This window comes from Nocardia asiatica NBRC 100129, from assembly GCF_000308415.1.
In the GTDB taxonomy this organism is placed as follows: Bacteria; Actinomycetota; Actinomycetes; order Mycobacteriales; family Mycobacteriaceae; genus Nocardia; species Nocardia asiatica.
Window position 1 is genome coordinate 1 of sequence record NZ_BAFS01000413.1, and the last position, 13,264, is coordinate 13,264.

Consider the following 13,264-nt stretch of genomic DNA (forward strand, 5'->3'; position numbering starts at 1 on the left):
GCCTGATCAACGCGCCAGCGGCCCGGACCGGCAAAGGAATGGAGTCATCGATGAGACATCGGCGCAGCTGACTCTCGTGCTCGTCCTGATCGTGGAATTGCTTGGGCAGACTGTCCTTTCGTCGTGGGATGTCCATGTCGCCGATGAGGCGGCGTCGTCGGAGCCAGTCGAGAAACACGGCGATGACAGCGCGTTTGCCGGGGTTAGCGTCGAGCCAGGTGTCGATGTGGTGCTGCGTGAGCCCGCCCAGCGGAGTGTCGGTTGTGTCGAGCCATTGCAGGAACAGGCCAGCGGTGCGAATGCGGTGGCGGGCCTGCGCGGCCGCGGTCTCGCGGAAGGGTCTGCGATCGGCTCGCTGGCGGGCGCGGCGCATGACATGCCATTCGACAAAAGCTCGGATGACGGGCTGGTGGTGGCGCGGTAGGGCCGAGGTGGTGCGTTCGACCCAGAGTTGCAGCTGGGCCAGATTCTCGTTGCGGGGCTGCAGGATTCCGGTGGTGACCAGCAGGTCGCGGACTCGTCGAGTGCTGGGGTCTTGGGGCAGTTCATCGAGTGCTGCGTGGGAGATTGCGATCCGGTCGACGACGAGGCCCGCCAGCAGTCGTGAGGAAGCGCTGCGGTGGAGCCAGCAGAGCACTGATCCTGGATTCGCCGAGGTGAGGGCTTCGGCGAGCGGCTCGAGAGCAGGAACCAGCGTTCCGTCCTTGTCGGAGAGCAGGTCGCGAATTCGGTCGGTCGCGACGCAACGGTCGCAGCGGCCGTCGGCGATGTTGCGGCCTTCCTGCCCGCAGGTCCGGCAGGTGAGATTCATGTCGAATCCCGCGCAGGCCGCGCAGGTTTCGCCGGGTCCGACCAGCACTCTCGTGTGTCCGCAGGCGCTGCAGGCTGCAGGGTTTGCGCGTCGCTGGTAGTAACAGCGGTGACAGACCGGTCCTAATGGCCATGTCGTGTTCGTGCGTTCGATCACTCCGCAGAGCGTGCAGGCGCGGATCGGTCTGGGACTGCAAGAACTGCACTGGAATTTGCCGCCGCCGACTTTCCCGCCGTGGCGGTGCTGACCGCAGACGACGCAATCGCCCATGTTGCGGTAACAGCCGCGGCAGATGTCGGGGCGGCCGTTGCCGTCGGCGCGGGCGGCGATCGGACGGATCTGTCCGCAGATGCCGCAGAGCCTCGGTGGTGTGGTGTGGCAGGCGCGGCAGCTCGGTCCCTTCGAGCTGTAGGCGTGAACGGGCCGGGCGCGGCCGCAGTGCGAACACGGCTGTGTTCGTTTGGGAATGCATGTCTGGCAGAGTGCGTCGCCGTTGTCGAGCCGTTTTGCCGGCACCCGGATGCGGCCGCAGCCCGCGCATTCGGTGATGAACTCCGGGTCTTTGGTGTAGCAGCGGCGGCAGATCATCCCCTCGGAACGGCGAGCGACGAGTTCACCATCGGAATGGCAACGCGCGCAAGGACGCAACCGGACAACGCAGCGTCGGCAACATCGTCCCTCGGGGGTGAGGTTGTCCAGGATTCGGTCGGTCCGTCCGCAACGGGCGCAGCCCAGCAGCACGACCCTGTCGCCGAATCCTGCGGCCCCGATCGCTTTCAGCAGCCGCAGCAACGACATCGGGCAGTGCGGCGAGGGAGCCAGGAACGCGTCCGGATGCTCGGCGATATGACGATCCAACGCGTGTGCGCTGACCGAACTCCAGGCTTTGGCTTGCTCGAGCATGGTTTGCGCGGACTCCGCGATCAGGTCGGGGCCGATCGTCTGCCGGAGAACGCCGATCAGTCGCTCCCGCGCGGCGGCCAGGGCTCCCGGGCGGTGTCGTGGGCGGGTCACTGCTTGCCTGGCTTGCGTATCACCGTGCGGCGGACCGTGATTGGAGTCGGTTCCGCTTGTGCGCCAGCGGTTTTGCGGATTTGCTGATTGAGGACCTCGGGCTCGATGAGGTCGTTGGGGGTGCAGTCGAGGATGTCGCAGAGCGCGACCAGGACGTCCATGCTCAGCCGTTGCGGCGGGCTGGTGACCAGCCGATAGACCTGCTCACGCGACAACACGATGCCCCGTTCGGCCAGCAACGGGACCAGATTCGAGGTCTGGAACATCTGCTGATCGGCCATCAGATCCCGCAGCCGCCAGCGGTAACCCATCTTCTTGTTCATGCCATCACATCCCATTCGGCGCCGAGACGCCCTTTGAGTGAAGCGAGCAACAGCCGGTTGCGGAACTCGTCGGACACGCCGGTGTAGATCGCAGTCGTGGCCGCATGCGAATGACCGACTTGTTCCTGGACAAACCTTGGGGGATAACCGAATTCGGTCCAATGCGTCACCGAAGAGTGCCGTAAACAGTGGACATCGAGGTGCTCGTCGAGGCCCGCGGCGCGCTTGGCCGCGACGAACGCCTCGTTGATCGAGCGCGGCGACAGCCGGCCGACGCGTTCTGTAATCCAGAGTGCCGGATGCCGGCCCGGCGAGAACCGGGGCCGCAGATCGGTCAGCCAGTAGTCGAGAACCTCGACAATCCAGTCCATTTCCGGCACCAGCAGCACAGTGCGCCGCTTGGGCGGCGACCCTTTCGACGACTTGCCGTAGCGGACCATGACCGATCCGAATCCGTTGAACTGTGGCGCTTTTGGATTTCGGCGCAAGTCGACCAGGTCCAGTTTCGATGTCTCGGTGCGGCGTAGGCCGTAGGCGTAGACCGTTTTCAGCACCGCGGCGTCGCGGGCCGCACCGAGCGCGCCTTTCACGCCGCGCTCGACGATCCGGCCCGGCCTGGCATCGGCCGCGTCGAACAGGGCCTGGATCTCGTCGTAGCTCAGCGGGCGACGCCGCGGATCTCCCTCGTAGTCGACCCGGTGCAGGATCGAGTTGCCCTCGTGGAACACCTGCGCAGGCACCTCACCGAACCGCTCCTCACACACCCGAATCCAGCCGTAGCGGGCATCGAGCAGGAATTCCAGGAACAGGCTGATCATTACTTCGTAACCCCGCGCCGTCGACACCGCGCGCGGCGCATCGCCGCACCGCAGCTGATCGATGAACGCCTCGCCCTCGGCCGGAGTCCACTGCCACGGATACAAGCCGGTGAACGCGACCATCCGCCGGATCAGGCGCAAACGGGGCCCGATCGTCGAATCCTTCAGGTATCGAGCCGATTGCTGGCGGCGCCAGCCTTCCAGCATCGCCTCCAAAACCGCCGGAGCCGGGTCCAGATGGACCACGTTTCCCGCCAGTACCAACTGCGCCGAACCAGGTGGCTGCGAGGTCACATGAGCGTTGTAATCGATGCAACATTGATGTGCCGCGTGTCCAGGCGCAGTTGGGAGAGTCCGGACATCACCGACTCGCTCCACCGATCACCGCCCTGACCAGGTAATATCACGGTCTCGCATGTAACCAATTGTTGCGTTGGATGCAATTCCGCCTATTTGTTGCTGGCCAGATAGATGCCGTCGTCTTTGACCCAGATCAGCGACGGCGACCCCACGCCGGTGTTGTCGAAGGGCGGAAGCGAGTGTTCGGCGGCGGCCATGGCGTGCTCGGCGAGGTCGAGTACGTCGGCGCGGGGAAACCACAGTTTGGCGCAGGTCATCGCGGTGAGGTGTCCTTCCTGGTGGTGCCGGTATCGGTGGGCGGTGCCGCGGCGGATCGCTGGACCAGGCATCGCCAGATGCGCGCGCGGCTGCGGGTGGCGGGGGTGAGCGCGGTGAGCAGTGCCGGGTCCAGCCCGCGGTAATAGTCACTGCCCTCGATCTCGTGGCGGTGGGCCAGTTCGACCCGGACCCGGTCGCCGGACCCGCCGCTGCGGGCGAGGCGGTAGAGCAGCTGATGCGCGGTGACCTCGCCGGTGGTGTCGGCGATCGCGGCGGTCAACACCGTGTCCCAGCTGGTCGTGGCCCAGGCCGCGACCGTGTCGGCGGCCGGGGTGCGATCGCTGCGGAGCAACCGCTGCCCCTCGGGCAGGTGCTCGCGCAGATACGTCAGCGCGAAGGCGTCGATATCGGTGTCGGGGGGCACGGTGACCGCGACCGCGCGTGGTCCGGTGAGCCGATAGCGCGAAGCGAGCCGGTCCTCGGCCTCGACCCCGTCGAGCCAGTGCCTGCGGTCTCGGCCGAGCACGTATTCACCGCCGGGCGGGTCGTCGAAGGCGTCGATCAACTCGGCGCGGCAGGCCGGACTGCTGGCTTCGGCCAGGGTGGCGTCGCGGAAATCGCGCCAGTCGTCCCATTCCCAGCCGTGACCGGCATCGATCACCACCGATCGGCAGTCGGCGACGACGCCGTCGACATACACCGACACCCAGGTCTGGGCGGACGGGTCACGGACCACCACGACTTCCACGTTCGGATCCGGCATGATGTCTCTCCTTCCAGCTGCGGTCGATGGGTCATCGGCGCAGGTAGCGTGGGCGGGAGCGGGAGTAGCGCAGCCCGTTGGCGATAGTGCGATCCGCCTCGCTGCTGGTGAAGCCCTCGACCCCGACGTGCACCGCGGCGGCGTCCGCGAGCACGGTGCGGGCGTGGTGTTCGCTGATCTCGTCGGCGGCCACTAGCCGTCCCAGCACGAGCGCGGACCGGAACAGGGTGTGGTTGCGCAGATGGACTCGTGCGCTGGCGACGCGGTGGGCTTCCCCGGCGAGGATGGCCGCGAGGTAGGCGTCCGGGTGCGTCGCACCCGCGCAGGACCGAATCGTGGGCGCGGGTGGTGGCGGGGTGAGCAGAACGACGAGCTCGGCAGGCAGTTCGGCGACGGGGTGGTCGGTGGCGACGATGTAGTCGCCGTGGCGGGTCCGTGATCCGGGCGCGATGACGTAGCCGCCGTGCCCGCGGGTGTCGATCCCGTCCCCGAGACGGCCGATGCTGCACGGCAACCGCGGCGTCTGCGGGGCCCGGTAGTAGAGGTGCCAGCCGTGTGGGGTCGCCACCGTCCACGTCACCGGCACCGGCGCGCTCGAGCGTGCGTCGAGCCGGGCCACGGCGTCGGCGAATCCGGTGGCGGGCGGGCTCATATGGCGGGGGTCGAGGTCGATCACGCACAACCCGGCCGGGCCGGTCGCGATCGCCACGTTGCGGGCCGGGTCCTGATCCCACCACCGGTTGATGCGGGCAGGGTCGGTGGAGGCGTGGTCGGGCCAGCGTTTGAACACCGGCGGCTTCTTTGCGCCGGGCCGGATCGGGAACACCGGCCACCCGCGCGCCGCGATGTCGAGAGCGGATGCCCGCAGGTCCACGACGTCGGCCTGCGCCGACGTGGCGGTCACCACCGCGGTCCCACGTGGCGGGCGGTGCGGGCGATCCACACTGCGGTGGCGTGCAACTCGCGCACGCGTGCACAGACCGCCTCGAGGGTGGCAGGCGGGTCGGGGTCGGCGGGCAGGCGCGGGTAGTCGAGATGGTCGGCGCGCAGCAGTAGATGCCAGGACAAGCTCATCTGGTCGAACACGCGCACGGTGGCGCGGAAGCCGCCGTCGGCCTCGACGGTGACGGTGATGTCGGCGGGCTGGGCGTCGACCAGGCACAGGCTGCGGGCGCGATAGCCGTTGTCGTCGGTGCGGGCCAGGGCGTCGATGGCGGGTTCGTCGGGGGTGCGCACAACTGACTCCTTCGGAGAAGGCCGGAGAAGGCCGGGACGCGGCCCCGGTGCGCCCGAAACTCTTCCGGGCGCACCGGGACCGCGGGGATGCCGAGACGGTCAGGCCGCGTCGGGCAGGTCCTGCTCGTTGGCCTCGGTCTCCTCGTCCGCGTTGAGATCAACGACGCCATCGGCCCTGGTGTCGCCGGGTTCGCCGGTGGCGGTGGGGTTGTCGATGTCGATGTCGACGGCCTTGATCTCGCCGAGGGCGGCGAGTTCGACCGGGACCAGCGGGTAGCCGAGTTCGCGCAGGAAGCTCAGGTAGCGGCGTACGGCGGATTCGGTGTAGCGCCACAGGTCCTTGTCGGCGCGGTGCTCGTAGCCACCCAGCACCAGCGCGAGCGCGATGACCTGGGCGCGGGCGGGTTTGGTGGTGTCGAGGGTGGCGAGCATGTCGAGGCGGGACCGGTAGCCCTCGATGCCCAGCAGCTTGAGCGCGGAGTCGAAGGCGTGGTACTCGCCGGTCAGTCCCGGATCGGCCAGCAGGGACCGGGTCATGAACAACGCGGCTTGGGTAGGCGGGGTCTTGCGGGCCAGCAGCCGGGTGACGAACTCGATACGGGTCGCCTTGGCGGCCAGACCGAGCTTGTTGAGTTCGCGGACCCGCCGCCGCGCGGCCCGCTCGATCTCGGCCGCCTGCGCCGCGGCTTCGGCTGCCGCTTCGGCGGCGGCGCGCCGATCCGCGGCGACCTGCTCCTGATCGACCTGACCGAAACGGGTACCGCGCTCGCCGAGGTGCTCGCCCTCACCGACCTCACCGGCAGCGGTGTCGGTGTCGGTGTCGTCTGCGTTGTCGGGCTCGGTGTCGACGCGTTCGCGCAACCCTGTCGCATCCAACAGGTCGCGGGGCAGGAAGTACTCGCACAGCAGCTGGTCGCGCTGCTCGACTTCGCGCGCGTGGCGCAACCCCTCGGCGGGCTCGGCGTCGGGCTGATCGCGGGTATCCCAGTCCACGGTGTCGGGGTCGACGATATGGCCGGACTCGATTTCGACCCACACCTGTTCCTCGGCGATCTCGAACCACGCCAGCCACGCTTCGGGGTGGGCTCGGATGTGCTCGAATTCGACGGCGTTGCCGTCCGCGTCGATGAGTTCGCCCGCGCACAACAGTCCCATCTCGGCGTCATCGAGGTCGGGGTAGTCGGTGAGGATCCCGAGCCCGGCCTGGGCATACGGGAGGGCGTCGGCGAGGTAGGCGCGGCGTTCGGCGCGATCGGCGGCGATCCGGTTGGCCTCGTAGTCGAACACCCCGCTGCGGACGTTGAGCAGCCGCCGGACGGCGTCGAGGTCGCCGACGTTCTCGTATTCGGCGATGACCGCGGCGTGGGTCAGGTCGTACTGGTCGTCGTCGATCAGAGTGCGCGCGGTGGGCGAGGTACCGACCTTGCCGACGAGTTTGACCTCGTCGCGTTTGGTCTGCAACGCCTTCGCGACGCGGGTGACCGAGGCGCCGAGGTCGAGCATCGCCGCGATCCCGGCGGCGCGGTCGCTGTTGGTGAGCGGGATGCGGCGGTCGTTGAGGGTGATCTGTTCGGTGATGCGCTCGATCTCGGCCTCGTTGGTGTCCACGCTCGGGTCGAAATCGCGGATGTAGACCGGCACCTCGGGCAGTTCGTAGGCCAGCGCGGTCAGGGTTCGGACCTGCCCGTCGCGCACCACCAGACGGCCGTCGGGCATCCGGATCACCAGGATCGGGTCCCGGACACCGTGTTCGCGGATCGACTCGGTGACTTCCGGGTGGTCCTCGAGCTGGAAGGTCTCGCGCACGTTCTTGTCGATCTCGAGCAGGGCGGGATTCACGGTCGGGCCGGTGCACAACCGGTCGAGGGACCCGGGTGCCTCGTCGGTGTCGGCTTCGCCGGGGTCCGAGCCGCGGTGTTCGGTGTCGGTGGGGGCGGGACCGGGTGCCGGGTCGACAGCGGGGGCATGCTCGGCGATGTCGGTGTCGGTGGTGGGCGTGTCGGTGTCGGTGGGCATCGAGATGGGCTCCTATCGTGAAAGAGGCAGGGACCGGCCAGCTTTGGACTGGCTGGTCCCTGCCTCATGGGACGGGACTTCGATGGATGGGGCGAAAGCGGGGGCTAAGCGCCCGCGGGCCTGGTGAGGTTCGGGGGGTCGCCATCGATGACGATGTCGAGGTCGTCGCGGGCGATGGCGATCTCGGCATCGATGCCGCCGTGTTTGTGGTGCACGTCGCGGTAGCAGGCGCGGCACACGACCCCGGAGATCGAATCGGCGCTGCCCTTGCCGCTGGCGTGACAGCACGGTGTCAGCACCGCCGTGTGGTGAGTGGCGAATCTGATGACGACACAGCCTTCGGCGTCGAGGCCGAGGATGTCCTCGACAGCGTCGAAACCCGCGGGCAGTCGCAGCTCTCGCTTCTTCTTCGTCATGGGCAGATGTCCTTCCAGGGTTCGGAGGGGGTTCTGTCGGCGCGAAGCAACACGAGGTCGCGGTCGCCGCGCGATGTCGGTGACCGCGTGGCCGGTGGCGAGATCGGGGGACACCGCAACGGCCAGCGGTCCCGGGCCTGCGGATGTTGCTTCCGACCGCGTGCGGGCGGTCGGGACAGGGGTGCTACTTCTTGGGGCGGGGGGCGACGTTGATAGGGCGCAGGTACCGGGCGCCGTGCGGGGATTCGGGGTCGGTGTAGCCCCAGTGCTTGGCTTTCCAGTCCGGGTACTGCTCGCGCCAGCGGTCCACGGTGTCGGGGCCCAGCGCGGTCACCGCGCCGGCGGCGCCGAAGTGCTCGGCGGTGTCGAATTCGGTACGGGTCAGAACAACGGTTTCGGCCACGGGCGTAACTCCTTCGGAAAAGCAGGGACAGGGATATCGAGCGGGAGAGTGGTCCTCGGGTGCGGGTCAGACGAGGGTCATCGCGGTGAGGGCGAGGTCGTCGAGGTCGTCGGCGCGGTCGGGGTCGGGGATGGTCTGGGAGTAGCTGGTGACCGCGTTGGCGATCCCGGCGGCGGTGAGCTGTCCCCCGGCGATGAAGTGCGACAAAATCCCCGAGCGCTCGTCCTCGGTGAACCCGAGCTTCTTCGACACGACCTCGAGGGTGCGGTCGGGCTGGGTCACCGGGGTCCCGGCGTGGCGCTCGAGTTCTTCGACCCGGGCGGTCAGGAACTCCGGCGACATCCACTCCGAGACCTTGTCGCGGGTCTCGGCGGTGATAACCGCGAGCCGTTTACGCTGGGTGTCCCGCGACCAGGAGCGGGTGCCGCCGATTTCGAGGCGGTCCCCGACGTGGCGTTTGGTGAACGCGAACAACGGCAGCGTGAGCCCGTTGCCGCAGATCTGCACCACCAGCTCCGGCTTCAACGTGACCGCGTGGTGGCCGATCTCGGAGTTGGAGAACCGCAACCCGGCGAACACCACCGGCTCCGAACCGGGCCGGTAGCCGCGGCCCTCGCGGGCTGCCAGACGCCGCCCGGTCTCGATCTGCCCGGCCACACGACGGCGCTCGGCCTCGAGGTCGGGGTTGGCGAACGGGGTCCGATAGTTCTCCAGGAACGTCGGCGCGAGCGTGCGGATCTTCGGCGAATACACCTTGCAGTGCATCGAGGACTCCGACAGATCACACGAGCGCACCGTGACGTCGGTGTCGGCCAGGCGGATACCGTCGAGCACCGCGGTGAGCACGTCGAGGTTGTCGATGATCCCGTAGCGGTCCGACAGCACCGCCCGCAACACCCCCGGCTCACCGGGCGTGGAGGAGGTGAACAGGCGCAGCAGGAACGAGCGCTCGTCCGGCCCGCCGGGCAGGCGCGGATCGGTCGGGCCGTGCAGCAGGCCGTTGACGTTGGCGTCGTAGAGGTCGGTGCGCTGGATCTCCCGCAGCGACTTGAGGTATCCGGCGGGGATCTTCAGCTTCGACCCCAGATGCGAATCCGCGGCACCGGTCGGCCGATACAGGCCATCGACAGGGGTGACGCCGCGGTCGTCGAGGACCGGCTCCACCCCCGACAGCTGCAACAGCCCGTCGCAGGCGCGCAGCGCCGACGCGGGGGCCAGGACGTCGAGTTTGGCGGCCTGCTGATCGTTGAGCAGACCGACGAGGTCTCCCAACTCGGCGTGACGCACACACGAGGCGATCGACATGACGGTGTATTCCTCTCTGGGACAGGCGTATACGACGCGACACCCACCGGGTGCGGCGGGTGTCACGTGCAGGAAGGGGCGCAAGGGCAGTTGCAGGGATCACAGACAGCACGGGCCGATTCGAGCGCCTCGCCATAGGCGAAGGCGTCGGGCGCGTGAGGTCGCTCGAGCGCGGTGACCTGCGTGCGCCTCGGGCTGGTGAGTGCGGTTCAGGTGTCAGGGGTGAGCGGGTCGGCCTCGGCCGCTACGTCGAAGACGAGGTTGTCGATCTGTTGGATGAGTTCGTCGACGGCGTCGAGCTGTTCGGAGGTGAGGCCGGGAATCCGCACGATCGCGGTGGTGCCGAAGGAATCCTTGTCCTGCCGGCCCGCCTCGGCGTCGGCCTCGGTGTCGAAGGCATGCAGGTAGAACTCTCTGCTCGCGCCGCCCTGCTGGATGTAGACGAAGGATGTCTTCGCAGCCGCAGCACCCGCGAGCCATGCGGACAGGCGCCGGATCGGGTGCAGAATGTGATACGCCCGGTCCTGCGGGTCGCACTCGTCGTAGTCGCGTTCCTCCCCGATCTCCGCATAGGCCAGGACCGCACGCAGGTCCGCCAGCACTGCAGGTGTGAGGGTCAGGTCGGTGTCGAGCATCATTGAAACTCCTCGGGTGGCTGCGATCAGCAGTACGGATCGGCGCGGGTCAGTTCTGCTGGCGCAGGGTCTGCACGAGCGCCCAGGCCGCGTCGGCCTCGGCGCGGGCGGCGGCCAGACGCCGGTAGCCGCGCTGCTGGAGCACGTCGATGGTCCCGAGTGCGGTGGCGGCGTCTTGGCGGCGCGCATCGGCGCAGAAGTGGCGATGGCGGGCGGCACGGTCGTCGGTGAGGAACTCGGCGGTGATCGCGATGACGGTGTCGGACACCAGTTCCCGCAGGTCCGCATCGGCGGTGGTGAGTGGATGGCCCAGTTCGAGGTGCAGGCGTCCGGGCTCGCCCAGGCACACCGCGGCCGCGGCCCCGCGGCCGGGCTCTCGGGGGACGAACCGGGCCAGTACCCGCGGGTTGCCCAGGGGCTCGCCGTGGGCGCGCAGGCCGAAGAACCGCACGATCACCATCGACCGGCGTTCGGGGATGCCGTCGACCAGGACGGTGTGTTCGCCCATGTCGGTGAACACCGTCCCGGTCAGGGGTGCCTCGTCGGTGCGGAACAGCGTGTAGGAGGCCCCGTAATCGGTGGAGTTCGTGTCGGTGCTGAGGCTGAAACCTGGTGTGGGCATGACGAATCCGGGCTCCTGTCCAATCGGCGGGTACGAGGGGCTGGCGGTTTTTCAGCTGGCGCGGGTGGCCCGGTCCCACGGCGCCACCACGGCACCGGCGCGTGCTCGGCTGCGGGCGCGTCGGTGGCGCGCGAGGGCGGTGTCACCGAACTCGGTGGTGACGATCTCGGTGCGCGGTGCGGGCTGATGCCAGTACGGGTCGTGGAAGGCGGTGTCGACACTGCATCCGGGCTCGAGGACGATGCCGGTGCCGGAGGAGAAACGCTTGTATTCGGCGTCGCCTTGCCCTTGGAGCATCTCCTGGCTTCCGCTGTAGTGGAAAGGCGCCGAGGTCTGCGGCACCAGAAAAACGCCGTGGCGGGCCAGGTGCGAGGCGAGTGCGATGACGTGGTATTCGAAGCGGGGTCCGCGGTAGCCGGGGGCGTTGCCGGTACGGGGGCGGGGGCCGAAGGGCGGGTTGGCGATCGCGGTGTCGAACAATCGCCACCGCTGCCGCCCCACCTCGAACACATCGGCGCAGACCCAGGTGGCCTCCGGAACCAGCTTCATCCCGACCGCCACGAACTCGGGATCCGATTCCACGCATACGATTTCGCGCGCGGGCAGCCCACGAGCCTGCTCGAGGGGGTTGCGGCAGGCGAAGGCGAGCGCGCCGATCCCGGCGCACAGGTCGATCACCCGATTGCCGACCACGTCCAGGGACATGCAGTCGGCCAGATCCGTCGGAGTGAAGAACGTGCCCTCGACGGGGCGGGCCTGGCTGGCCGACTCCTGATAGTGGGCCAGGACGAAGCGTTTTTCCTCCTCGTCCAGGTCGCGGCGTAGACCGGCCAACCCGAGCGCTTCGCGATGCGCGGTGGCCTCGGCACGAGTGAGTCTGCCCATGAGAGATCAACCTCCGAACACAGGAAAGACGCCGCACCCGAGCCGGGTCCGGCGAAAAGGGGAATGGACGAGGAAACGGAGCCGGCCCTGACCGGAATGCGCTCAGGAGGCGGGCCGAAGTTCAGGTCCGCGCGGTGGGTGGCGCGGACTCGCCGGTGCGTGCAGGATCTCGAATTCACGCAGGGCCCACCCAGGGGCCGCACGCAGTTCGCGGCTGTCGATCTCCACGCCGGTGTCGGTGATCCGGGCGCGCCGCCAGAGGGTCGGGGAGCACACCAGGACCTGCTGCACGGCGCCGATGCCGTGGCCGTAGGTGTAGGCGCGGTCCAGGCGTATGACCGCGCCGACCGTCCGGCGGGCGGTGGCGAGGGCGCGGTGGTGGCGCAGCGCGTCGGCCCGCCACTGGCAGGCGTCGGGATGGTCGGTGGGGGTGAGCGCGTCGAGCACGCGGCGGGTGACGCCGTGGTGATCGCCGGGGCCTTCGGTCTCGTGCAGGTGCTTGACGACGATCTCGGAGACACCGCCGCGGTGGTGGCGCTGGTAGAGCAGCACGTGCGCAGACACCGTCACCGGTGTGGTGATGTCGGCGATCGCGGCGTAGAGGGCATAGGACCAGCCGCCGTGGCGGCGGCCGGTGCCCAGCGCGGCGCGGCAGTGCGCGACCAGCAGGTGCCCGGTGGGCAGGTTCTGGCGCAGGTTGTCCAGTACGAAGCGGTGGGTGTCGGTATCGACCGGCACCCGGAACCCGGTCGAACCCATGCGATCTCCTCGCAAGTGGGCGCCCGCGGGCGCGGGGTGGTCAGGAGTGTCTGGGATGACGTCGCTCAGCCGTTGTTCGGCGGCGTCGACGAGGTCGGCGAGCAACGAGTCGATGCCGTCGCTCGTGCGCGATGCCACCGGGGTCAGCGGTTGTCGTCGCCGAGGTACAGGGCGTGCTCCTCCTCGACCTCGCCGCGGTTGAGGACTGCACGCAGTTGCCGGACCCGGGCGGGACCGAGGTTGTGGGCGATGCGCATTCCTGGCGATGCCGGGCAGGCCGCAGCGGATCCGGGCTGCTCGACCGAGAGGGATTCGAGCCAGGTCAGGACTGCCCGCAGATCGGTGAGGGTGACGACGGTGATGCCCTCGACCTGGTCGAGATCGTCGGTGTTCTCCGGTGTCGCGGTCACGACGTAGCGGAATTCGGTGCGCGCTGCCGCCGCGACAACGGTGGCGATGGTGTCCGGCGGGCCAGCGGCGCGCAGGCGGCCGTCGAGGCCGAGTTCGGCGAGAAACAGGACGTGGTCGAGCAGCCCGCGCCAGGGCGGGTCGACGGCGAGCTGGTGGACGGTGACCGCGACCGCCAGATCGTGGTGGGGCCCGTGGCCGGTGCCGCCGACGCGGTAGAGGCGAAACTCCT

14 protein-coding genes and 2 pseudogenes are annotated in these 13,264 nt (G+C 68.8%); all 16 read right to left on the bottom strand.

Annotated elements, in window-relative coordinates; genetic code table 11:
- Positions 1-859: pseudogene (locus ON27_RS43365) on the bottom strand (hypothetical protein); the annotation flags it as partial.
- A gap of 962 nt (positions 860-1,821) precedes the next feature.
- Positions 1,822-2,148: a helix-turn-helix domain-containing protein gene (locus ON27_RS30980; protein ID WP_043735698.1), complete on the bottom strand. Its 327-nt coding sequence runs from the start codon at positions 2,146-2,148 to the stop codon at positions 1,822-1,824.
- Entirely contained in the window at positions 2,145-3,173 is a 1,029-nt protein-coding gene (locus ON27_RS30985; protein WP_051047154.1) for a tyrosine-type recombinase/integrase, read from the bottom strand. The genes ON27_RS30980 and ON27_RS30985 overlap by 4 nt, the downstream gene beginning before the upstream one ends.
- Before the next feature lie 242 nt (positions 3,174-3,415).
- On the bottom strand, positions 3,416-3,583 hold the full coding sequence (locus ON27_RS43370) for a hypothetical protein (protein ID WP_157227469.1): 168 nt from the start codon (positions 3,581-3,583) through the stop codon (positions 3,416-3,418).
- Positions 3,580-4,347, bottom strand: a complete 768-nt coding sequence (locus ON27_RS44195; protein WP_063711399.1) for a hypothetical protein — start codon at positions 4,345-4,347, stop codon at positions 3,580-3,582. The genes ON27_RS43370 and ON27_RS44195 overlap by 4 nt, the downstream gene beginning before the upstream one ends.
- A 31-nt stretch (positions 4,348-4,378) precedes the next feature.
- On the bottom strand, positions 4,379-5,251 hold the full coding sequence (locus tag ON27_RS30995) for a bifunctional DNA primase/polymerase (RefSeq protein ID WP_157227470.1): 873 nt from the start codon (positions 5,249-5,251) through the stop codon (positions 4,379-4,381).
- A complete protein-coding gene (locus ON27_RS43375) occupies positions 5,248-5,583 on the bottom strand; it encodes a hypothetical protein (protein ID WP_043735704.1) in 336 nt (111 codons plus the stop codon). The genes ON27_RS30995 and ON27_RS43375 overlap by 4 nt, the downstream gene beginning before the upstream one ends.
- A 99-nt stretch (positions 5,584-5,682) precedes the next feature.
- Positions 5,683-7,599 (bottom strand): ParB/RepB/Spo0J family partition protein, encoded by a 1,917-nt coding sequence (locus tag ON27_RS31005; protein WP_043735706.1) that lies wholly within the window; start codon positions 7,597-7,599, stop codon positions 5,683-5,685.
- A 104-nt stretch (positions 7,600-7,703) separates the two neighbouring features.
- The gene (locus tag ON27_RS31010) at positions 7,704-8,015 is read right to left on the bottom strand and encodes a hypothetical protein (RefSeq protein WP_043735709.1); all 312 of its coding nucleotides are present in this window, start codon (positions 8,013-8,015) and stop codon (positions 7,704-7,706) included.
- Positions 8,016-8,199: 184 nt separating this feature from the next.
- Positions 8,200-8,418: a hypothetical protein gene (locus tag ON27_RS31015; protein ID WP_043735712.1), complete on the bottom strand. Its 219-nt coding sequence runs from the start codon at positions 8,416-8,418 to the stop codon at positions 8,200-8,202.
- Between the two features lie 66 nt (positions 8,419-8,484).
- Complete coding sequence (locus tag ON27_RS31020) at positions 8,485-9,723, bottom strand: hypothetical protein (protein WP_043735714.1); 1,239 nt, start codon at positions 9,721-9,723, stop codon at positions 8,485-8,487.
- Between the two features lie 209 nt (positions 9,724-9,932).
- Positions 9,933-10,361, bottom strand: coding sequence for a hypothetical protein (locus tag ON27_RS31025; RefSeq protein WP_043735719.1), 429 nt, complete (start codon positions 10,359-10,361; stop codon positions 9,933-9,935).
- Positions 10,362-10,407: 46 nt separating this feature from the next.
- A complete protein-coding gene (locus tag ON27_RS31030) occupies positions 10,408-10,980 on the bottom strand; it encodes a hypothetical protein (RefSeq protein WP_043735721.1) in 573 nt (190 codons plus the stop codon).
- A 51-nt stretch (positions 10,981-11,031) separates the two neighbouring features.
- Positions 11,032-11,865 carry a class I SAM-dependent methyltransferase gene (locus ON27_RS31035; protein ID WP_051047153.1) on the bottom strand — a complete coding sequence of 278 codons (834 nt, stop codon included), beginning with the start codon at positions 11,863-11,865 and terminating at the stop codon, positions 11,032-11,034.
- Between the two features lie 102 nt (positions 11,866-11,967).
- Positions 11,968-12,762, bottom strand: coding sequence for a hypothetical protein (locus tag ON27_RS31040; protein WP_043735723.1), 795 nt, complete (start codon positions 12,760-12,762; stop codon positions 11,968-11,970).
- A 5-nt stretch (positions 12,763-12,767) separates the two neighbouring features.
- A pseudogene (locus ON27_RS31045) lies at positions 12,768-13,264 on the bottom strand (hypothetical protein); the annotation flags it as partial.

Excerpts from the sequence above, each read along its gene's own strand:
- ON27_RS30980 (WP_043735698.1), bottom strand. The coding sequence starts at position 2,148 with ATGAACAAGAAGATGGGTTACCGCTGGCGGCTGCGGGATCTGATGGCC.
- ON27_RS30985 (WP_051047154.1), bottom strand. The coding sequence starts at position 3,173 with ATGCTGGAAGGCTGGCGCCGCCAGCAATCGGCTCGATACCTGAAGGAT.
- ON27_RS43370 (WP_157227469.1), bottom strand. The coding sequence starts at position 3,583 with ATGACCTGCGCCAAACTGTGGTTTCCCCGCGCCGACGTACTCGACCTC.
- ON27_RS44195 (WP_063711399.1), bottom strand. The coding sequence starts at position 4,347 with ATGCCGGATCCGAACGTGGAAGTCGTGGTGGTCCGTGACCCGTCCGCC.
- ON27_RS31005 (WP_043735706.1), bottom strand. The coding sequence starts at position 7,599 with ATGCCCACCGACACCGACACGCCCACCACCGACACCGACATCGCCGAG.
- ON27_RS31010 (WP_043735709.1), bottom strand. The coding sequence starts at position 8,015 with ATGACGAAGAAGAAGCGAGAGCTGCGACTGCCCGCGGGTTTCGACGCT.
- ON27_RS31020 (WP_043735714.1), bottom strand. The coding sequence starts at position 9,723 with ATGTCGATCGCCTCGTGTGTGCGTCACGCCGAGTTGGGAGACCTCGTC.
- ON27_RS31025 (WP_043735719.1), bottom strand. The coding sequence starts at position 10,361 with ATGATGCTCGACACCGACCTGACCCTCACACCTGCAGTGCTGGCGGAC.
- ON27_RS31030 (WP_043735721.1), bottom strand. The coding sequence starts at position 10,980 with ATGCCCACACCAGGTTTCAGCCTCAGCACCGACACGAACTCCACCGAT.
- ON27_RS31035 (WP_051047153.1), bottom strand. The coding sequence starts at position 11,865 with ATGGGCAGACTCACTCGTGCCGAGGCCACCGCGCATCGCGAAGCGCTC.